General features: G+C 66.9%; 12 protein-coding genes. 11 read left to right on the top strand and 1 reads right to left on the bottom strand.

Features of this window, described 5'->3' with window-relative positions; all coding sequences use genetic code 11:
- From O0881_RS28075 to cobA, 6 genes are all read left to right on the top strand, one after another.
- The coding region (locus tag O0881_RS28075; protein WP_289913946.1) for a TIM barrel protein at positions 1 to 454 on the top strand (454 nt) is incomplete at its 5' end.
- Positions 451 to 1,245, top strand: a complete 795-nt coding sequence (iolB, locus tag O0881_RS28070; RefSeq protein WP_289913945.1) for a 5-deoxy-glucuronate isomerase — start codon at positions 451 to 453, stop codon at positions 1,243 to 1,245. The genes O0881_RS28075 and iolB, both read left to right, overlap by 4 nt.
- Positions 1,246 to 1,258: 13 nt before the next feature.
- Positions 1,259 to 2,758, top strand: coding sequence for a CoA-acylating methylmalonate-semialdehyde dehydrogenase (locus O0881_RS28065; protein ID WP_289913944.1), 1,500 nt, complete (start codon positions 1,259 to 1,261; stop codon positions 2,756 to 2,758).
- Positions 2,759 to 2,834: 76 nt separating this feature from the next.
- Positions 2,835 to 3,473 (top strand): ANTAR domain-containing protein, encoded by a 639-nt coding sequence (locus O0881_RS28060; RefSeq protein WP_099664422.1) that lies wholly within the window; start codon positions 2,835 to 2,837, stop codon positions 3,471 to 3,473.
- Between the two features lie 157 nt (positions 3,474 to 3,630).
- Positions 3,631 to 4,809 (top strand): CmpA/NrtA family ABC transporter substrate-binding protein, encoded by a 1,179-nt coding sequence (locus tag O0881_RS28055; RefSeq protein ID WP_289913942.1) that lies wholly within the window; start codon positions 3,631 to 3,633, stop codon positions 4,807 to 4,809.
- A gap of 14 nt (positions 4,810 to 4,823) precedes the next feature.
- Positions 4,824 to 5,588, top strand: coding sequence for a uroporphyrinogen-III C-methyltransferase (gene cobA, locus O0881_RS28050; RefSeq protein ID WP_289913941.1), 765 nt, complete (start codon positions 4,824 to 4,826; stop codon positions 5,586 to 5,588).
- A 1-nt stretch (position 5,589) separates the two neighbouring features.
- Here the strand turns inward: cobA and O0881_RS28045 are convergent, their stop codons facing one another.
- Positions 5,590 to 6,582: a cyclase family protein gene (locus O0881_RS28045; protein ID WP_289913940.1), complete on the bottom strand. Its 993-nt coding sequence runs from the start codon at positions 6,580 to 6,582 to the stop codon at positions 5,590 to 5,592.
- Between the two features lie 108 nt (positions 6,583 to 6,690).
- Here O0881_RS28045 and O0881_RS28040 point away from each other — a divergent pair, with 108 nt between their 5' ends.
- From O0881_RS28040 to recD, 5 genes are all read left to right on the top strand, one after another.
- A complete protein-coding gene (locus O0881_RS28040) occupies positions 6,691 to 7,581 on the top strand; it encodes a LysR family transcriptional regulator (protein ID WP_289913939.1) in 891 nt (296 codons plus the stop codon).
- Between the two features lie 143 nt (positions 7,582 to 7,724).
- A complete protein-coding gene (locus tag O0881_RS28035; RefSeq protein WP_289913937.1) occupies positions 7,725 to 10,763 on the top strand; it encodes a CHASE domain-containing protein in 3,039 nt (1,012 codons plus the stop codon).
- A gap of 75 nt (positions 10,764 to 10,838) precedes the next feature.
- The gene (recC, locus tag O0881_RS28030; RefSeq protein ID WP_289913936.1) at positions 10,839 to 14,258 is read left to right on the top strand and encodes an exodeoxyribonuclease V subunit gamma; all 3,420 of its coding nucleotides are present in this window, start codon (positions 10,839 to 10,841) and stop codon (positions 14,256 to 14,258) included.
- On the top strand, positions 14,255 to 17,926 hold the full coding sequence (gene recB, locus O0881_RS28025) for an exodeoxyribonuclease V subunit beta (protein ID WP_289913935.1): 3,672 nt from the start codon (positions 14,255 to 14,257) through the stop codon (positions 17,924 to 17,926). The genes recC and recB overlap by 4 nt, the downstream gene beginning before the upstream one ends.
- Entirely contained in the window at positions 17,916 to 19,883 is a 1,968-nt protein-coding gene (recD, locus tag O0881_RS28020) for an exodeoxyribonuclease V subunit alpha (RefSeq protein WP_289913933.1), read from the top strand. Before recB ends, recD begins: the two co-directional genes overlap by 11 nt.

Here is a 19,883-nt window from a genome sequence, read left to right as displayed (position 1 = left end):
CTACCACCACCACATGGGCGCCTACGTGGAAACGCCGGCCGACGTGGACCAGTTGATGGCCTTGACGGGGCCGCAAGTCGGCTTGCTGTTCGACACGGGCCACATCACCTTTGCCGGCGGCGACGCGCTGGCGGTCTTGAACAAGCACATCGATCGCATCTGCCACGTGCATTGCAAGGATGTGCGCCCCAATGTGGTGAAACTGGCGAGAAATGGCCACTGGAGTTTCCTGCAGGCCGTCATCAATGGCGCCTTCAGCGTGCCCGGCGACGGCAGCATCGACTTTCCGGCCATCCTGACGCGCCTGTATCTGCACGGTTATGAAGGCTGGCTGGTGGTGGAGGCGGAGCAAGATCCGGCCGTGGCCCCCAGCTATCAGTACGCCAAGATGGGCCACGATTACCTGGCACGCCTGGTCGACGCGATTCCCCGCCTGGGGCGGGAGGCGGCATGAGCCCGCTGCTGGTCAAGGCCAGGGCCGGTTCCGCCATCGTCGAAGTGACGCCAGAGTCGGCCGGCTGGACGCACGTGGGCTTTGCCGCGCACCGGCTGGCGGCAGGCGAACAGCTGACTTTGGAGACGGGCCGCCGCGAACTGTGCCTCGTCGTGCTGACGGGCACGGTGACGGTGCAGGCGGGCGGGCAGACCTGGGAAGCCATCGGCAATCGCCAGAGCGTGTTTGAAGATGTCTCGCCCTACGCCGTGTATGTGCCGCTGGAAACCACGGTCGGCATCACGGCCGTGGGCGACGCGGAAGTGGCGCTGTGCAGTGCACCGGCCACCACCCACCGCCCGGCACGCTTGATCGACCCGCAGTCGATGACGCGCTCCGTGCGCGGCAAGGGGGCCAATACCCGCTATGTGTGCGACATCCTGCCGCAGACAGCCGAGGCCGATGGCTTGCTGGTGGTCGAGGTGGTCACGCCGTCCGGCCACTCGTCCAGCTATCCGCCGCACAAGCACGACAGCGACAATATCCCGCTGGAAAGTTCGCTGGAAGAAACGTACTACCACCGCCTCAATCCCGAGCAGGGCTTTGCGTACCAACGCGTCTACACGGACGACCGCAGCATCGACGAAGCCATGGCCGTGGAAAACCACGACGTGGTGATGGTGCCCAGGGGTTACCACCCCGTCACCGTGCCGTATGGCTACGATGGCTATTACCTGAACGTGATGGCCGGCCCGAAACGCGTGTGGCACTTTAAAAACGACCCGGCCCATGACTGGCTGATGACGAAATAACAAGGACAAGACAATGACTACCCCGATGATCGGCCACTTTATTGGTGGCAACTCCATGGCGTCGCGCTCCGAGCGCATCAGCGACGTCTTCAACCCCGCCACGGGCGCCGTCACGGCGAAAGTATCGCTGGCCACGCCTTCCGAGCTGAACGCGGCCGTGGCCGCCGCCCATGCGGCCTTTCCCGCCTGGTCGCAAACCTCGCCCCTGCGCCGCGCCCGCGTCATGTTCAAGTTCAAGGAGTTGCTGGAAGAACATGCGGATCAATTGGCGGCCCTGATCACGGCCGAGCACGGCAAGGTGTTCACGGATGCCAAAGGGGAAGTGACGCGCGGCATCGAAGTGGTGGAATTTGCCTGCGGCATCCCGCAGCTGATGAAGGGAGAATATTCGGAGCAAGTGGCCGGTGGCATCGACGCCTGGTCGATCCGCCAGGCATTGGGCGTGTGCGTCGGCATCACGCCGTTCAATTTCCCCGTGATGGTGCCGATGTGGATGTTCCCGATGGCGATCGCCTGCGGCAATACCTTCGTCTTGAAACCGTCGGAGCGCGACCCGTCGGCCAGCCTGCTGCTGGCGCAGCTGTTGACGGACGCCGGTTTGCCGGACGGCGTCTTCAATGTGGTGCAGGGAGATAAGGAAGCCGTGGATGGCTTGTTGCACCACCCGGACGTGCGCGCCGTCAGTTTCGTCGGTTCCACGCCGATTGCCGAGTATATCTATGCCACCGGCTGCGCGCAGGGCAAGCGCGTGCAAGCCTTGGGCGGCGCGAAAAACCACATGGTCGTCATGCCGGACGCGGACATTCCGCAGACGGTCGACGCCCTGATGGGCGCGGCGTTCGGTTCGGCCGGCGAGCGCTGCATGGCCATTTCCGTCGTCGTGGCGGTCGGCAATGTGGCCGATCAACTGGTCGAGGCGCTGGTGCCGCGCATCGCGGCCCTGAAAATCACGCAAGGCATGGATTTAACAGCGGAAATGGGCCCCGTGGTGACGCAAGTGCACAAGGAGAAGATCGCCGGCTACATCGCCACGGGCGTCAAGGAAGGCGCCAAGCTGGTCAGTGACGGGCGCGGCTTCGTCTTGCCCGGCCACGAAAAGGGCTTTTTCCTCGGCGGCAGCCTGTTCGACCATGTCACGCCGGAGATGACGATCTATAAAGAGGAAATCTTCGGTCCCGTGCTGTGCATCGTGCGCGTGCCCGATTTTACGACCGCGCTGGACCTCGTCAACGCGCACGAATACGGTAACGGCACGGCCATCTACACGCGCGACGGCAATACGGCGCGCGAGTACACGCACCGGGTGCAAGTCGGGATGGTGGGCGTCAACGTGCCGATCCCCGTGCCGATGGCCTTCCACAGCTTCGGCGGCTGGAAGCGCAGCCTGTTCGGCGACCACCACGCGCATGGCCCGGAATCCGTGCGTTTCTACACGAAACAGAAGGCTGTCACGCAGCGCTGGCCGGCCTCGACGGCGGCCGGGGCGGAGTTTGCCATGCCGACCTTGAAGTAAAATCCGCTGTAAAACCGGCTGGTTCGCTTCTTGCTTACTGCAATGGTTAATTGTTTAGCCATTGCAGATCGCTCCCATGACGTCCAGCCGTACCCAGCCTTTGCGCATCGTTGTCGTCAACACCATTGTCGAGCACGGCGTGCACGAGAATGCGGCCCTGGCTGCCCAGGTGCAGCGCGGCAATGCCCTGCGCATCGGCTTGCTGGAATCGGGTTTCGACATCGTCGCCTCCCTGCCAGCCGACCTCTACCTTCCCGAGCGCATCGCGCAACTGCAGCCTGACCTCATCATCATCGACGCCGAATCGGATGCGCGCGACGTGCTCGAGCACATCGTCATCGCCACGCGCGACGAGCGCCGCCCCATCGTGCTGTTTACCGAAGACGGCGCCACGGCCAGCATCGACGCGGCCATGGCGGCCGGCGTGTCCGCCTATATCGTGGCCGGCTTGCATGCCGAGCGCATCTTGCCCGTGCTGAACGTGGCGTTGGCGCGCTTTCGCCAGGAAGAAAAATTGCGCGCCGAATTGCTCGACACGCGGCACAAGTTGTTTGAGCGCAAGGTGATCGAACGGGCCAAGGGCCTGTTGATGACGCATCACGGCTTGACGGAAGACCAGGCTTACCAGCGCTTGCGCAGCATGGCCATGAACAAGAAACTCAAGCTGGCGGACATTGCCCAGCGCATCCTCGACGTGGAGGACTTGCTGGGATGAATCGTCCATTTCCTGACACATGCTGGTGCAGTGCACCATTCCGGTGCGCTTCCAGCTGCCTGGGACAGGGCATGCACAGGCACGGTCCTTGCTGCTGGATGGGCATGACCTTGCCCATGTCGGCACGGCAAAACAGTATTTATCAGCAAGGAATGGTATGACACAGCAAGCGGGCGCCAATGCCCACCCGACGCGCCCACTGCAGCCGGAAAAACAGACGATACGCATCGGCTACCTGCCGCTGACCGATTGCGCCTCGCTGGTGATGGCTTCAAAGCTGGGCCTGGATGAAAAATATGGCATCAAGATCGAACTGAGCCGGGAGATGTCGTGGGCCGGCGTGCGCGACAAATTGAATAGCGGCGAACTCGACGCTGCCCATGTGTTGTACGGTCTCGTGTATGGCGTGCAGATGGGCATTGGCGGGCAGCGGCACGACATGGCCGTATTGATGAATCTCAATCACAGCGGCCAGGCCGTCACCCTGTCGGCGGCGCTGGCGCGCGAGGGCGCCCACGATGGCCCCACATTGGCGCGGCACATGCGCGGCGCGGCGCGGCCCTTTGCGTTTGCGCATACTTTCCCGACCGGCAACCACGCGATGCTGTTGCAATACTGGCTGGCCGCGCAGGGCATCGATCCGCTGCGCGACGCGCGCGTGATGACGGTGCCGCCGTCGCAGATGGTGGCCGCCTTGCGCGCGGGGCAGATGGATGGTTTTTGCGCGGGCGAACCATGGGGTTACAAGGCCATCGTCGATGGCGTGGGCGTGACGGCCACCACCAGCGGCGCCATCTGGCCCGACCATCCGGGCAAGGTGCTGGGCACCAGCGCCGCGTTTGCCCACCAGCATCCGAACAGTTGCCGCGCCCTGATCGCCGCCGTGCTCGAGGCGGGGCGCTGGATCGATGCCAGCGATGCCAACCGGCTGGCCATGGCGGCCACCCTGGCCGAGCCTGCTTATCTGAATACGCCGCAGGAAACGCTGGCGCCGCGCATCCTCGGTCATTATCAGGATGGCCTGGGCAAGACGTGGGACGAGGCGCACGGTTTGAAGTTTTATGGCGCCGGCGCCGTCAATTTCCCCTACCTGTCGGACGGCATGTGGTTCATGACCCAGCACCGGCGCTGGGGCTTGCTGCGCGACGAACCCGATTACCTGGCGGTGGCTAGGCAAGTCAACCGCATCGACCTGTATCGCCAGGCGGCGGAAATGACGGCCACGCCCTTGCCGTCGTCACCGCTGCGCAGCTCGACCCTGTGCGACGGCGTCGTGTGGGACGGCAGCGCACCGGAAGCGTACGCGGCATCGTTTGCCATCGGCCATTTTTTCTGATTGGAGAGTTCATCATGGCGCAACTTGGAAGCGTGACCCTGGTCGGCGCCGGTCCCGGCGATCCGGACTTGCTGACCATCAAGGCCGTGAAGGCCATCGCGCGGGCCGACGTGGTGCTGATCGACGATCTCGTCAATCCGGCCATCCTCGCGCATGCGGCGCCCGGCGTGCGCGTGGTCGAGGTGGGCAAGCGGGGCGGCTGTGCTTCCACGCCGCAAGCCTTCATCGAGCGCCTGATGCTGGCCGAAGCCCGCGCCGGCCTGCACGTGGTGCGGCTGAAAGGGGGCGACCCCTATCTGTTCGGACGGGGCGGCGAGGAGCGCGCCTATCTGCGCAGCCACGGCGTGGCCGTCGAGGTGATACCCGGCATCAGCAGCGGCCTGGCCGCGCCGGCTGGCATCGGCGTGCCGCTCACGCACCGGGCCTGGAGCCAGGGCGCCATCTTCGTCACGGGGCACGGCAAGGACAGCGCCTCCGAACCGAACTGGGCAGCACTGGCGCAGAGCAAGCTCACCCTCGTCATCTACATGGGCGTGGCCCGGGTGGCGGCCATCCAGGCGGGCTTGCTGGCCGGCGGCATGGCGCCCGGCACGCCCGTGGCCGTGGTGCAGTCGGCCAGCTTGCCGGCGCAGCGCCAGTTGCTGAGCACTTTGCAAGCCTTGCCCGCCGACTTGCTGGCCAGCGGCCTGGGCAGCCCCAGCATCATCGTCGTGGGCGAGGTGGTGCGCTGCGCTGATGCCTGGGACGACCATGGCGCCTTGCTGGCCGCGACCGTGTGATTTAGCGGATCGGCAGGGCCACGGGACGGATGGGCGCCGCGTCGCCGCCGCGGAATTTCAGGGAGGCGCCGATGAAGGCGAACTGGTAGACCTTGTCACGCGACAAGCCTTCCAGGTCGACCAGTTCCAGGATGGGCGTACCCTGCTGCGCCAGCAGGTAGGTGTGCACGGGCAGGTAGTTGCCCGCCACTTCGGAGGGAAACGCCTCGAAACTGAGGTTGTCCGCGCCCACCACCATGGCGCCGCCGTCTTCCACGAGGAATTTCGCCGCATCGAGCGACAGGCCGGGCGGATTCGCCATGTAAGCCTGCGCCTGCTCATAGTGCTGCATGCGGCCCGTGCGTATCAGCACCACGTCGCCCTTTTCCAGGGTGATCTGCTGGTGCGCCAGCGCGGCGCGCAAATCCTGCCGCGTGACCCGGTAGTTGTCGGGCAGTTGCGATAAACCCTTGGCCACGGCCACGTCGATCAGCACGCCGCGCGCGACGATGGGCGGCAGCTTTTCCGCGCCCGTCACCGTCCAGCCCCGGTCGCCCAGGTAGCGCTCTTCCGTAAAGCCGTTCCAGATCTTGCCGTTCAGGCCGAAGTGGTTGAGCGCGTCGATATGCGTGCCCATGTGCGCATACATGGACACGGCCGAACCCGTGTAACTGACGTGGCGGTTCATGGCGTCGCCCACGTGCATGGAATCGGCCACCACATTGCCCTTGGGCGTGTGCGTCATCCACATCTGGTAGGGCGGATCGCCTGCCGCCTGCCAGCTGGGCATGCCGACATAGAAATCGACGGCCAGGTCGTAGCTCTTGCCGCCGTCGATGCGGGCCAGGATGGCGGCGCGCGAGGCTGGCGTCATCAGGTTCAGGCGGCCGATTTCATCTTGCGGGCCCCAGGGGCTGATGCCCACGTCGGGCAGGGCGGTGGCCGGGGCGGCTTGCACTGCGCCGGCCAGCAGCGCCAGCAGCAGGGTGGCCAGGGTGGCGGATGGTTTGAACATGGGGTACTCCTTGCGTGACATGAATGAAGAAGCCGCCATCATATTATTTTCAATTTCAATGATAATCAGCGATAAAATAATAAGATATTCAACTGCAAGGAAAGAATCATGGATGTCCTGGCGCACATGCGTGTGTTTCGCAAGGTGGTCGAGCGCGACAGCTTCAGCAAGGCGGCGCTGGACCTGAACCAGTCGGCGGCGGCCATCAGCAAGCAGGTGCGCCAGCTGGAGGCGCATCTGGGCACGGTGCTGCTGGTGCGCACGACGCGGCGCATGAGTTTGTCGGACGGCGGGCGCGCCTATTATCTGGAGTGCTGCCGCCTGCTCGATGAAATCGACGCGCTGGAACTGGCCACGCGCGGCTGCACCGGCAAGGTGGCGGGGCGCTTGCGCGTGAATGCGCCGCTGTCGTTTGGCCTGAAGGTGCTGTCGCCGCTGCTGCCGGTGTTCATGGCGCGCCATCCGGAAGTGAGAATCGAGATGACCCTGGACGACCGCCTGCGCGACGTGGTGGGCGAGGGCTATGACGTGTCGCTGCGCATCCGCGCCGCGCTGGCCGATTCGTCCCTGGTGGCGCGCCGCCTGGGCGATGTCGAGCAAATGATTTGCGCATCTCCCGCCTATCTGGCGCGGCGCGGCACGCCCCGGCTGGCGCAGGACTTGCACGGCCACGATTGCCTGGCTTACCGCCTGGCCGACAGCCCCGGCGTCTGGCAGCTGGACGGCCCGGAAGGGAGCAGCAGCATCGTCCTGCCCGTGCGCTTTTCCGCCGACAGCAGCCTGCTGCTGGCCGACATGCTGGCGGCGGGCATCGGCGTGGGCGCGCTGCCGTCGTTCGTCGCCGCGCCGCTGCTGGCCAGCGGCGCCCTGGTGCGCGTGCTGCCGTCGCACGGCATGGCCAGGCGCGGCGTGTATGCCTTGACGCCCGACGGACGCCACGTGCAGGAAAAGGTGCGCGCCTTTTGCGACTTCCTGGCCGGGGCGTTGCGGGGTGCCTAGGCGCCAGGTGTTTTCCAGGGCAACCATCGAACGCGCTTTTTTTCATGTACAGGTGCGTCGCACAGGGGCTTTGATAGTATCCTCGTACTTGCTGGGCGGCCGGGGCGCCGCACATTCAAGGAAACCGGAATAAGCGATCGACAATGCACACTTTGAGCAAGCGCGGGGCGGGATCAGGCATCAGGATATGGGCGGGTGGCTTGCTGCTGGCATTGGCGGTGGGCGGCGCCCTGTATGCGGGCGCGGCGCGCACGGTCGACGACGATGCCGAACAGCGTTTCGACAACCTCACGCATGGCGCCCAGCATAGCTTGATCACGCGCGTAAAAAGCTATTCCGACCTGTTGCGCGGCCTCGAAGCCCTGTTTCGCACGAGCGAGCAGCTGACGCGCCGGCAGTTTCACGATTACGTGGCCGGCCTCGATATCGCGCGCCAGTTCCCGGCCATCGAATCGGTCAACTACGCGGTGGCCGTGCCGTCGGCGCAGCGCGCGGCCTTCATCGAGGCCGTGCGCCGCGACACCAGCCTGGCGCCGCGCGGCTATCCCGCCTTCACCATCCGTCCTGCGGGGGAGCGGCCGGAATACGCGGTGCTCACCTATCTGGAACCCGATTCCCTGCTGGCCGAACGCATGGGCGTCGATATCGGCGCCAACCCGCTGGTGGCGCAGTCCCTGGCGCAGGCGCGCGACAGCGGCGAAGTCAGCGCGTCTGGGCAGGTGATCATGATCAAGGGGCCGCCCGCGCACGTGGGCCTGGGCATGCGCCTGCCCGTGTACCGCAACGGCATGCCGCAAGGCAGTGTGGCCGAGCGCCGCGCCGCCTACCAGGGTTCCGTCGGCATCGGCTTTGGCGTGGCGCAGCTGGTGCACAGCGCGCTCGAACGCAGCGCGCTGGAGCCGCTGCACCTGACCCTGTACAGCGCCGCCGACGCGACGCCCGCCGATGGCGCCCTGCGCATCACGCCGCAGGACCGCCTGCTGTTCAACGATGACGGCGACCTGGCGGCGACGCCGCCGCAACCGGGCAGCGATGCCGACTATTTCGACCAGGTGCTGCCCGTGGCGTACCAGGGCGGCCTGTGGAAAGCCCATTTCCGCGTGCGCAAGGCAGAGCTGTACAGCCCCTTCGACCGCTATTTCCCGTGGCTGGCGCTGGCCGTCGGCGTGGCCGGCACCCTGCTCATTTATGGCTATATCTTTACCCTGTACCGTTCGCGCCGCAACGCGGTGGCGCAGCGCACCCTGCTCGATACGGTGCTCGACAGCGTCGACGCCTACGTCTACATGAAGGACGCCGACCTGCGCTACCGCTACGTGAATGCGCGCACGGCGAAGATACTGGGCCGTTCGGTGCAGCAGCTGATCGGCCGCCAGGATGGCGAGTTGATGCTTGGCGATGCGGCGGCGTCCGTGCAGCGCACGGAGCGCCAGGTGTTCGACAGCGGCGCCAAGTTCGTCGGCGAGGAGCGCTTCGTCGATGCGCAGGGCCAGGTGCATCACCTGTGGAGCGTGAAGGTGCCGCTGGGCTTGCCCGGTCCCGTCACGGGCCTGATCGGCCTGTCCACCGACGTGACGGAACTGCACCGCCTGAAGGAACAGGCCGACGCGGCCAGCCAGGCCAAGAGCGACTTCCTGTCGAACATGAGCCATGAAATCCGCACGCCGATGAACAGCATCATCGGCATGGCGCACCTAGCGCTGAAATCCGTGGCCGACGCGCGCCAGCGCGACTATCTGCAGAAAATCTTCCATTCGGGCCAGCACTTGCTGGGCCTGATCAACGATATCCTCGACTTTTCCAAGATCGAGGCGGGCAAGCTGGAACTGGAAGTGCTGGACTTCCGTCTCGATACCCTGCTGGCGAACATCGCCAGCCAGCTGGGCGACGCGGCCGTCGTCAAGGGCCTGGCGCTGCAGTTCGATATCGCGCCGGAACTGCCGCAGCGCTGGCGCGGCGACCCGCTGCGCCTGGAGCAGGTCTTGCTGAACCTGACCAGCAACGCCATCAAGTTTTCCGACAATGGCAGCATCTTCGTGCGCGTGCGCCAGTCCGAGGAGCGGGGCAGCCACGGCATGCTGCGCTTCGAAGTGCAGGACCGCGGCATCGGCATGAATCAGGAAGAGATGGCGCAGCTGTTCCGCTCCTTCCACCAGGCCGACCCGTCGACCACGCGCAAGTATGGCGGCAGCGGCCTGGGGCTGGTGATCAGCAAGCAGCTGGTGGAGCTCATGGGGGGCAAGGTGGGCGTGTACAGCCAGCCTGGCCTGGGCAGCACCTTCTGGTTCACGGCACGCCTGGAAAAAAGCGCGCAGGCCAGCGACGAGCGCATCGCCGAAGTGGAACCGGAAGTGCTGGGGGTGATCCGCGGCGCATCCATCCTGCTGGTGGAAGATAACGTCTTCAGCCAGCAGGTGGGCTGCGAATTGCTGGAAGACGCAGGCGCCACCGTCTGCGTCGCCTGCAATGGCCGCGAAGCGCTGGAATTGCTGGCCCACCGGCGCTACGACTGCGTGCTGATGGACGTGCAGATGCCGGAGATGGATGGCTTCGAGGCGACGCGCCGCATCCGCGCCGACCCGCAGCTTGCCGGCCTGCTGGTGATCGCCATGACGGCCAATGCGGGCAGCGAAGACCGCGCCCGCTGCCTGGCGGCCGGCATGGACGAATTTTTGACCAAGCCGATCGCCCCGAATCTGCTGTTCCACCTGCTGGCGAAATGGTTTCGCCTGCGTGGCGGGATTGGCGGCATCGGTCATGCGCGCGCGGGCGACAGGCTGGTGGCGGTGCCGAAAGCGCCGCCATCGGCCGCCTCGCCGGACTTGCGCGATACGGCCATCCTCGACCTGGCCACCCTGGCGCTCACGTTCAGCAATGATCCCGTGAAGATGCGCAAATACACCCAGCTGTTTCTCGACACGGCGCGCGACGGCATCGCCGAAATGGAGCAAGCCATGGCGCTGGAAGACCTGGGGCGCCTGGCCGACCTGGGCCACCGCAGCAAATCGTCGGCGCTGGCCGTTGGCGCCCATGCCTTTGCCGGCCTGTGCGCGTCGATCGAAGGCTTGCGCCTGGGCGGCGACTTGCAGCAGGCGCGCGCCCTGCTGACGGCCCTGGGGCCGGCGCTGGCGCAGGTGGCGGAACAAATTTCCGTGGAATTTGCCGCCAGCGACGCTCCCTGACGCAGGCAGCGGCGATAATACGCGTTTGACGTCTCCGGCCACCCGGCCCGAGACGCGGCAACCCATCGGATCAGCATGCATACTCCCGTCACGCCCGGCCTCCTCATCCTGCATGGCAACCAGCTGGAACAGCTGCGCGCCACCGTCTTCCAGTGGCTGCGCCAGCATCCGCTGGCGCCCCTGGAAACGGATATCTTCCTGGTGCAGTCGAACGGCGTGGCCGAATGGCTGAAGATCGCCCTGGCCGAGGAGATGGGGGTGTGCGCCGCCACGCGCATCGCGCTGCCGGCGCGCCTGCTGTGGGAAAGCTACCGGGGCATGCTGGGGCGCGAGCGCGTGCCGCGCGTGTCGCCGTTCGATAAATCCCCGCTGACCTGGCGTTTGATGCGCCTGTTGCCGTCCTTGCTGGCCGACCCGGTATTCGCGCCGCTGCGCTACTTCCTTGCCGATGGCGACAGCGAGCGCCGGCTGCAGCTGGCCGAACGCCTGGCCGACTTGTTCGACCAGTACCAGGTCTACCGCGCCGACTGGCTGGCCGACTGGGCGGCGGGGCGCGACCAGCTGCGCACGGCCCGCGGCGAAGCTATCGTCTTGAAGGAAGACCAGCGCTGGCAGGCGCAGTTGTGGCGCGCCGTGGGTAGCGACGTCGAGGCTTTCGAGCGCGACACGGGCCGCGCCGACATCCACGACGCCTTCCTGGCGGCGATTGCCGCCGGCGATGCGCCTGCCGGCAAGCTGCCGCGCCGCGTCGTGCTGTTTGGCGTGTCGGCCTTGCCGTACCAGACCTTGCAGGCGCTGGCCGCGCTGGCGCGCCACACGCAGGTGGTGCTGGCCGTGCCGAATCCGTGCCAGTTCTACTGGGGCGACATCATCGACGGGCGCGACTTGCTGCGCGCGCAAAACAAGCGCCAGCGGCAGCGCAACGGCACCGACCTGGCGCAGATTCCGCTCGAAGCGCTGCATGCGCACAGCCACCCGTTGCTGGCCAGCTGGGGCAGGCAAGGGCGCGATTTCATCCGCATGCTCGACGAATTCGACGAACACGCGCAAGCCGAGGGGCGCGACGACAGCCTGCGCATCGACCTGTTTGGCGAGGAAACGGGCGAGACCCTGCTGCAGCAGGTGCAGGTGGCCATCCGCGAACTGCGCCCGCTGGCCGAGCATGAGCAGGTGCCGCCCGAGCCAGGCGACCGCTCGATCGAATTTCACGTGGCGCACAGCGTGCAGCGCGAAGTGGAAGTGCTGCACGACCAGCTGCTGGCCATGTTCGCGCACAGCGCCGAAACGGGCCTGCGCCCGCGCGACGTGGTGGTGATGGTGCCCGACATCGACACCTTCACGGCCGCCATCCACGCCGTCTTCGGCCAGTACCGGCGCAATGACGAGCGCTTCATCCCGTTCGAGATCGGCGACGTGAAGGACCGCAGCGTCAATCCGCTGCTCGTCGCGCTCGAGTGGCTGCTGCAGCTGCCGCAGCAGCGCTGCCGCCAGAGCGAAGTGCGCGACTTGCTCGACGTGCCCGCGCTGGCGGCCCGCTTCGGCCTGCAGCCGGACGACCTGGCCACCCTGGGCGCCTGGATCGAAGGGGCGGGCGTGCGCTGGGGCCTGGACCAGGAACACCGCGCCGGCCTGGGGCTGGGTGCGGCCGGGGAACAGAATGCGTGGATCTTCGGCGTGCGGCGCATGCTGCTCGGTTATGCCAGCGGCAGTGGCGCCAGCTTTGGCGGCATCGAGCCGTATGCGGAAGTGGGCGGCCTCGATGCGGCGCTGGCGGGCTCGCTGGCGCAACTGGTCGAGGCGCTGCTGTACTGGCGCACGGTGCTGGCTGGCGCGCGCACGCCAGCCGAGTGGGGCGTGCAGGCGCGCGCGCTGCTGGTCGCTTTTTTCGACGCCGACGACGAGGGAGACCGTTTGACACTGGCGCAGCTCGAAGGCGCCTTGCAGGGCTGGCTGGAAACCTGCGAACACGCGGGCTTCGTCGAGCCGGTGCCGCTGTCCGTGCTGCGCGTGGCGTGGCTGGGCGCGCTGGACGAGCCGACCCTGAACCATCAATTCGTCTCCGGCGGCGTGACTTTCTGCACCCTGATGCCGATGCGCGCCGTGCCGTTCCGCGTGGTCTGCCTGCTGGGCATGAACGATGGCGATTTCCCGCGCCGAGCGCAGAAGGCCGATTTCGACTTGCTGGCGCTGCCCGGCATGGCGCGCCCGGGCGACCGTTCGCGCCGCGACGACGACCGTTACCTGATGCTGGAAGCCTTGCTGGCCGCGCGCGACAAGCTGTATGTGAGCTGGGTGGGGCGCAATGTGCGCGACAATTCCGAGCAGCCGCCGTCCGTGCTGGTGTCGCAGCTGCGCGATTACCTGGCCGCCGGCTGGTCGCTGGACCGGCACCTGGTATCGCTGACCACCGAGCATGCGCTGCAGCCGTTCAGCCGCCGCTATTTCGAGGCCGATGGCTTGCTCACGTATGCGCGCGAATGGCGTGTCGCGCATGCCGATGCGGATGCGCAGGCTGCCGTGCTGCCGCTGGGCCCTTACGAGCTCGATCCCGGCACGCGGCTGAAGCTGGGCGAGCTGGCCAGCTTTTTGCGCCAGCCCGTCAAATACTTTTTCCGCCGCCGCTTGAGCGTGTATTTTGCCGACGCGGCCATGCTGGGCGAGGATGAAGAGCCGTTTGGCCTGAATGCGCTCGAGCGCTATCTGCTGGAAGACACCATGCTGGATGACGGCGGCGCCGTCGAAGCGCTCGATGACGTGCGCGCCAGCCTGGAAGCGCGCGCAGCGAAGCTGGCGCGCGAAGGCGTGCTGCCCATCGGCTTGATCGGCCAGCAAGTGCAGGCGCAATTGGTCGAGGCGCTGGTGCCCGTGCGCAGCGCGTGGCTGTCCTTGCGCGCCTCGTTCCCGTACGCGGCCGACAAGCGCGCCATCAACCTGCCGTTTGGCGAAGTGCAGATCGACGACTGGCTCGACAAATTGTGCAGCAACGGGCGGGAAACGGCCTGGCTGATGCAGATTTCCTCGAAGGTGACGGACAAGGGCGGCCAGGCGCGCGGCGACAAGCTGATGCTGATGTGGCTGCGCCAGCTGGCCGCCGCTGCGCTGGACTTCCCCGTTACCGGCTACCTGGTGGCGCGTGACGCCATCGTCAGCATGGCGCCGCTCGACCCTGCCGCTTCGCGCGCCGCGCTGGCCACCTTGCTGGCGCTGTGGCGCGAAGGCATGAACCATCCGCTGCCCACGGCGTGCAAGACGGGGCTGGCGCTGGTGCAGCAGGGCGATCCGCGCGCCGTCTACGATGGTGGCTTCGATATCTCGGGCGAGCGCGATGAACTGTGCCTGGCGCGCCTGTGGCCCGAGTTTTCCGCGCTGGCCGCCGAAGAAGCGTGGCAGGACTGCACGCGGGAGCTGTATGGCCCGCTGGCCGATTGGCTGCAAGAACACATCACCATCGACCCGATCAGCGCGCCCGATGACGGCGCGGGAGAAGAACAATGACGAGCCATCTGCTCAACCCCCTGGCGTTCCCCCTGCACGGCTCGCGCCTGATCGAGGCCTCGGCCGGCACGGGCAAGACCTGGACCATCGCCGCGCTGTACGTGCGGCTCGTGCTGGGGCATGGCGACGACGACAGCCGTTTCACGCGTCCCCTGCTGCCGGCCGACATCCTCGTGATGACATTTACCCGCGCCGCCACGCGCGAATTGTCGAACCGCGTGCGCGAGCGCCTGATCGAGGCGGCTGCCTATTTTCGCCGCGAAGTTGGCATGGAAGCCGGCGGCAGCGACCCGTTTCTCGACGCCTTGCTGGAATCCTATCCGGAGGAAAGCGAACGGCAAAAGGCTGCGCACCGGCTGATGCTGGCCGCCGAGACGATGGACGAAGCGGCCATTTTCACCATCGACGCCTGGTGTCAGCGCATGCTGCGCGAGCACGCGTTCGACAGCGGCAGCCTGTTCGACGAAGAGCTGGTCAGCGACGAGCAAGCCCTGTTCGAGGATGCGGCCCACGATTACTGGCGCCAGCAAGTCTATCCCTTGCCGCCGCAGGCACTCGACGTGCTGCTGGCCTGCTGGTCCGACGTGGGGGCGCTGAAGAAGGGCGCGCGCGAGCTGGCGCGCCGCGCGGACATCATGGGCATGGCGCAGGAAGAACCGCTGTCCGCGCTGATCGCGCGCGAACAGCGGGCATTGGCCGCGCAGCTGGCCACTCTGAAGGCGGGCTGGGTCGAGCGCGTGGACCGGATGGCTGCCTGGATCAATGACCACCGCGCCGCCAATCCCAAGTGTTTTAACGGCGTCAAGATGAAGCCGGAAAACCTGGCGAAGTGGTTCGACGGCTTGCGCAAGTGGGCGCAGGACCCGCTGCTGCTGCAGCCGGCCATCACGGCCAAGGCGTGGGAACGATTGACGCCGTTCGGCATCGAGGATGCGTTTGCCAAGAGTTTCACGGCGCAGGTGCCCGAGTGCTTCGAACATACCGAGGCGCTGGGCATCGCCCTGGCCGCCCTTACGCCGCTGGCGCACAAGCTGCACCTGCATGCGGCGGCGGCCATCGCGCGGCGCATGGATCAGTTAAAACGCCAGTCGCGCCAGTTCGGCTTTGCCGACATGCTGCAACGGCTGCACGACGCGCTGGCCGGCGAAAATGGCGCGGCCCTGCGCCAGCGCATCATCGACCAGTATCCGCTGGCGATGGTCGATGAATTCCAGGATACGGCGCCGGCCCAGTACCAGATATTCAACCTGCTGTACCGCATCGCCGACAACGACCCGGCCCTGGGCCTGTTCCTGATCGGCGACCCGAAACAGTCGATCTACGGTTTTCGCGGCGCCGACATCCAGAGCTACCTGGCGGCGCGGCGTGCGACGACTGGACGCCATTACCAGCTGGGCACCAACTACCGCTCGACGGCGCCCCTGGTGGCGGCCGTCAACCAGCTGTTCCTGCATGCCGAGCGCGCCGAAGTGCCGCTTGGCGCCTTCCGCTACCGCAAAGGGAATGAAAATCCGCTGCCGTTCGAGGCCGTCGACGCCAAGGGCCGCGCCGAGCACCTGGTGAACGCCGGCGGCCCGCTGCCGGCCCTGCTGGCCGCCTGCGCCAGCGATGAAGGGCTGCGCGGCGACAGCTACCGCGAGTATTTCGCGCAGCACTGCGCCGAGCACATCGTCGCCATGCTGGGCGACCCGCAGGCGGGCTTCGATGGCCCCGACGGTTTTACGCGCCTGCAGCCGGCCGACGTCGCCATCCTCGTGCGCGACCGCAAGGAAGCGGCGGCCATCCGCCGCGCGCTGGCGCGCCGCCGGGTCGCCAGCGTCTACCTGTCCGACAAGGATTCCGTCGTCGACAGCGAGGAAGCGCAAGACGTGCTGCGCTGGCTGGCGGCGCTGGCCAACCCCCTCGACGGGGGACTGGCGCGCGCCGCCTTTGCCACGCGCACCATCGGCCTGTCGCTGGGCGAGCTGGCGCGCCTGTCCAGCGACGAACTGGAATGGGAACGCCGGGTCGAGCAGTTGAAGGCGCTGCACCTGATCTGGCAGCGCCAGGGCGTGCTGGCCATGCTGCGCCGCTTCATCCACGAGCTGCAATTGCCCGCCATGCTGCTGCAGCAGACGGGCGGCGAGCGGCGTTTGACGAATCTGCTGCACCTGGCCGAACTGCTGCAATCGGCCAGCCGCCAGCTCGATGGCGAACAGGCGCTGATACGCTGGCTGGCCGAACAGATCGCCGGCGAAGGCGAGGGTGGCGACGAGCGCGTGCTGCGCCTGGAAAGCGATGCGGAGCTGGTGAAAGTCATCACCGTGCACAAATCCAAGGGCCTCGAATACCCGCTCGTGTATCTGCCGTTTGCCGTCACGGCGCGCAAGGTGGACAAGCGCAACCGCAGTTTCTTCGACTATGCGGATGACAAAGGCGAACGCCGCCTCGACTTGTCCCTGTCCGACGAAGCCATGGCGGCGGTCGAGGAAGCGCGCATCGAGGAAGATTTGCGCCTGCTGTACGTGGCCCTGACGCGCGCGCGCCACTTCCTGTGGCTGGGCGTGGCCGCCCAGGCGGCGCGCAAGGCGGGCGAGAACACCTTGCACGAATCGGCGCTTGGCTACCTGCTGACGGGCGGCGACAAGCTGCCGGCGGAGCAATTGCCGTTGCGCTGGCAGCAGGTGGCGGGCGACTGCGACGCCATCTACGTGGCTTCCCTGGCGCAGCCCGACGCCTGCACGGTGCTGGACCGGGTTGAGCGGCGTCCTGAATTGCGTCCCGCCCCCGTGTTCGCGGGCGAATTCGAACGCGACTGGTCGGTGGGCAGCTTCACGTCGCTGACGCGCCAGATCGGCGCCGTGGCGGCCGCGCACGTGCCGCAGCGGGCGCTGGAAGAAACCCTGCTGGAAGATGGTACGGGCGTGCCGGCGGCCTCGCCACTGCAGACGGGCGACGCGCCATGGCACCGCTTCCCGCGCGGTTCCGTGCCCGGCAATTTCCTGCACGAGCAGCTCGAATGGATGGGCAGCGAAGGTTTTGACAGCGTCCACGAGGCGCACTTCGACACGCGCCTGGCCGCGCGCTGCGAGCGGGCGGGCTGGGGGCACCGCCAGGAGGACGCCATCGTCTGGCTCAGGGAAATCGCCCTCACGCCGCTGCCGCTGCTCGATGCGTCGCTGTCGCAGCTCGATAGCACCCTGTCCGAGATGGAGTTCTGGTTCCCCAGCGAGCATTTGTCCACGGGGGCGCTCGACCAGCTGTGCACGCGCCTGCTGCTCGACGGCGCGCCGCGTCCCGTGCTGCCGCGGCGCCAGCTGCACGGCATGCTGAAAGGCTTTGCCGACCTGGTCATCGAACAGGACGGCCGCTATTGGGTGCTCGACTACAAGTCGAATGCGCTGGGCGCCAACGATGCGGCCTATCACACGGCCGCGCTGGCGGCGGGCATGGCGCAGCACCGCTACGATATCCAGGGCGCCATCTACATGCTGGCCCTGCACCGGCTGCTGAAAAGCCGGCTTGGTGACGCGTACGACCCGGCCGAACACCTGGGCGGCGCCATTTTCCTGTTCCTGCGCGGTATCGCGAATGCGGACACGCATGGCTGCTACTGGCTGGCGCCGCAGCTGGAACTGCTGGACGGCCTCGATCAACTGTTAGAAGAAACGGAACACCATGCAGCATGACGCACAGATGAACGCTTTGTTTGCCCATGTCGACGGCGTCGCCGAGGATGGCCATCTGCGCCGCCTGAGCGCCGCCTTTGCCCGCTTCATCGCCAGCCTGGACGAGCAGGCGCCGGATGCGCCCGCCGTGGCCGTGGCGTGCGTGGTGCTGTCCGAGCTGGAAGGGCGGGGCCACAGCTGTTTGATGCTGGCTGACCTGGCTGGCGAACCGTCGCAGCTGCTGGGCTGGAGCGAGGAGCTGTGGCATGGCGTGCTGGCCGTTTCCGGCCCGCTGCCCGACAGCGCCGCAGGCTGGCGCGCGCTGCTGGCCCGCGCGCCGCAGGTGTGGCTGGTGGGCGCCGCCGACGTGCGCCAGCCGCTGGTGCTCGATGGCGACCGCCTGTACCTGCGCCGCTACTGGCGCGACGAGACCCTGGTGGGCGAAAAAATCGCCTTGCGCGCGCAGGATTTGAACACGCCGCTGCTGGCGCAGGTGCGGCAATGGCTCGACATCCTGTTCGATCAGCCAACCCGGGACGGTGGCCCGGACTGGCAAAAGGTGGCGTGCGCCGTCGCCCTGCGCGGCAAGGTGGCCATCATCACGGGCGGTCCCGGCACGGGCAAGACGTACACGGTAGCCAGCCTTTTGACCTTGCTGTTTGCCGTCTCGCCGCAGCCGGAGCAGCTGCGCATCGCGCTGGCCGCGCCTACGGGCAAGGCGGCCGCGCGGCTGAAGCAGTCGATCGACAAGGCGCTGGAAGGCTTGGCGGCGAAGGCGGCGCGCGGTGATCAAGGCTTGCCCCTGCTGGAACTGGCGCGGCGCATGGGCGCGGCGCGTACCCTGCATAGCTTGCTGGGCGCGCGGCCCGATACGCGCACCTTTGCCCACCACGCCGGCAATCCGCTCGAGGTCGACGTGCTGATCGTCGATGAAGCGTCGATGGTGCACCTGGAGATGATGGCGTCCGTGCTCGACGCCTTGCCGCCCACGGCGATCCTGATCCTGCTGGGCGACAAGGACCAACTGGCGTCCGTGGAAGCGGGCGCCGTGCTGGGCGACTTGTGCCACGACGCGCAGGCGGGCGGCTATACGGCCGACACCATCGCGTATGCGCAGGCGGCCAGCGGCGTGGCCATTCCACCTGCCTTTGCGGGAGCGGCGGGCGCGCTGGCGCAGCAAACGGTGATGCTGCGTCACAGCCACCGTTTCAGCGGTCCGATTGGCGAACTGGCGCTGGCCGTGAACGGCGGCAGGCCGGACCTGGCGAAGGCCTGCTTCGCCGGCGACAGCGGCGGCCAGCTGGCGTGGAGCGTGACCGCGCAGCCGGACGAGGTGCTGCGCCTGGCCCTGCGCGGCAGGAGCGACGCGCCGGGCGGCTACCAGCCCTACCTGGAACTGGTGAATGCGGGCGAGGAGGGCTATGCGCTGCACGACGACTGGGTGCGCGCCGTGCTGCACGCTTTTGAAGCGTTCCGCATCCTGTGCGCCGTGCGCGAGGGCGAATGGGGCGTGGCGGGCCTGAACACGGCTATCGAGCTGCGGCTGGAAAAGGAAGGGCTGATACGCCGCAGCGAATGGTATGTGGGCCGTCCCGTGATGGTCACGCGCAACGATTACGGCACGGGCGTGTTCAATGGCGACATCGGGCTGACCCTGCGCGACCCTGCGCGGCCCGGCTCCCTGCGCGTGTATTTCCTGGAAGGCGAGAACGTGCGCAGCGTGCTGGCCACGCGCTTGCGCCACGTGGAGACGGCGTTCGCCATGACGGTGCACAAGTCGCAAGGCTCGGAATTCCGTCATACTGTGCTGGTGTTGCCGCAGGAAGGCGGCGCCATGCTGGCGCGCGAACTGGTCTACACGGGCATCACGCGCGCGCGCGACTTTTTCACGCTGGTCTCTCCCACGCAGGCCGTGCTGTTCGACGCCATCCTGCGCCGCACGCAGCGCGCCAGCGGCCTAAGGGGGTTGATCGGCTGA

Origin of the sequence: Janthinobacterium sp. SUN100 (genome assembly GCF_030397705.1) — a bacterium.
In the GTDB taxonomy this organism is placed as follows: Bacteria; Pseudomonadota; Gammaproteobacteria; order Burkholderiales; family Burkholderiaceae_D; genus Janthinobacterium; species Janthinobacterium kumbetense.
This window is presented reverse-complemented; position numbering and strand designations above follow the sequence as displayed.

Coding starts and splice junctions, on each gene's coding strand:
- O0881_RS28035 (WP_289913937.1), top strand. CDS start 7,725: ATGCACACTTTGAGCAAGCGCGGGGCGGGATCAGGCATCAGGATATGG.
- O0881_RS28040 (WP_289913939.1), top strand. CDS start 6,691: ATGGATGTCCTGGCGCACATGCGTGTGTTTCGCAAGGTGGTCGAGCGC.
- O0881_RS28055 (WP_289913942.1), top strand. CDS start 3,631: ATGACACAGCAAGCGGGCGCCAATGCCCACCCGACGCGCCCACTGCAG.
- cobA (WP_289913941.1), top strand. CDS start 4,824: ATGGCGCAACTTGGAAGCGTGACCCTGGTCGGCGCCGGTCCCGGCGAT.
- iolB (WP_289913945.1), top strand. CDS start 451: ATGAGCCCGCTGCTGGTCAAGGCCAGGGCCGGTTCCGCCATCGTCGAA.
- recD (WP_289913933.1), top strand. CDS start 17,916: ATGCAGCATGACGCACAGATGAACGCTTTGTTTGCCCATGTCGACGGC.
- recC (WP_289913936.1), top strand. CDS start 10,839: ATGCATACTCCCGTCACGCCCGGCCTCCTCATCCTGCATGGCAACCAG.
- O0881_RS28065 (WP_289913944.1), top strand. CDS start 1,259: ATGACTACCCCGATGATCGGCCACTTTATTGGTGGCAACTCCATGGCG.
- O0881_RS28045 (WP_289913940.1), bottom strand. CDS start 6,582: ATGTTCAAACCATCCGCCACCCTGGCCACCCTGCTGCTGGCGCTGCTG.
- recB (WP_289913935.1), top strand. CDS start 14,255: ATGACGAGCCATCTGCTCAACCCCCTGGCGTTCCCCCTGCACGGCTCG.
- O0881_RS28060 (WP_099664422.1), top strand. CDS start 2,835: ATGACGTCCAGCCGTACCCAGCCTTTGCGCATCGTTGTCGTCAACACC.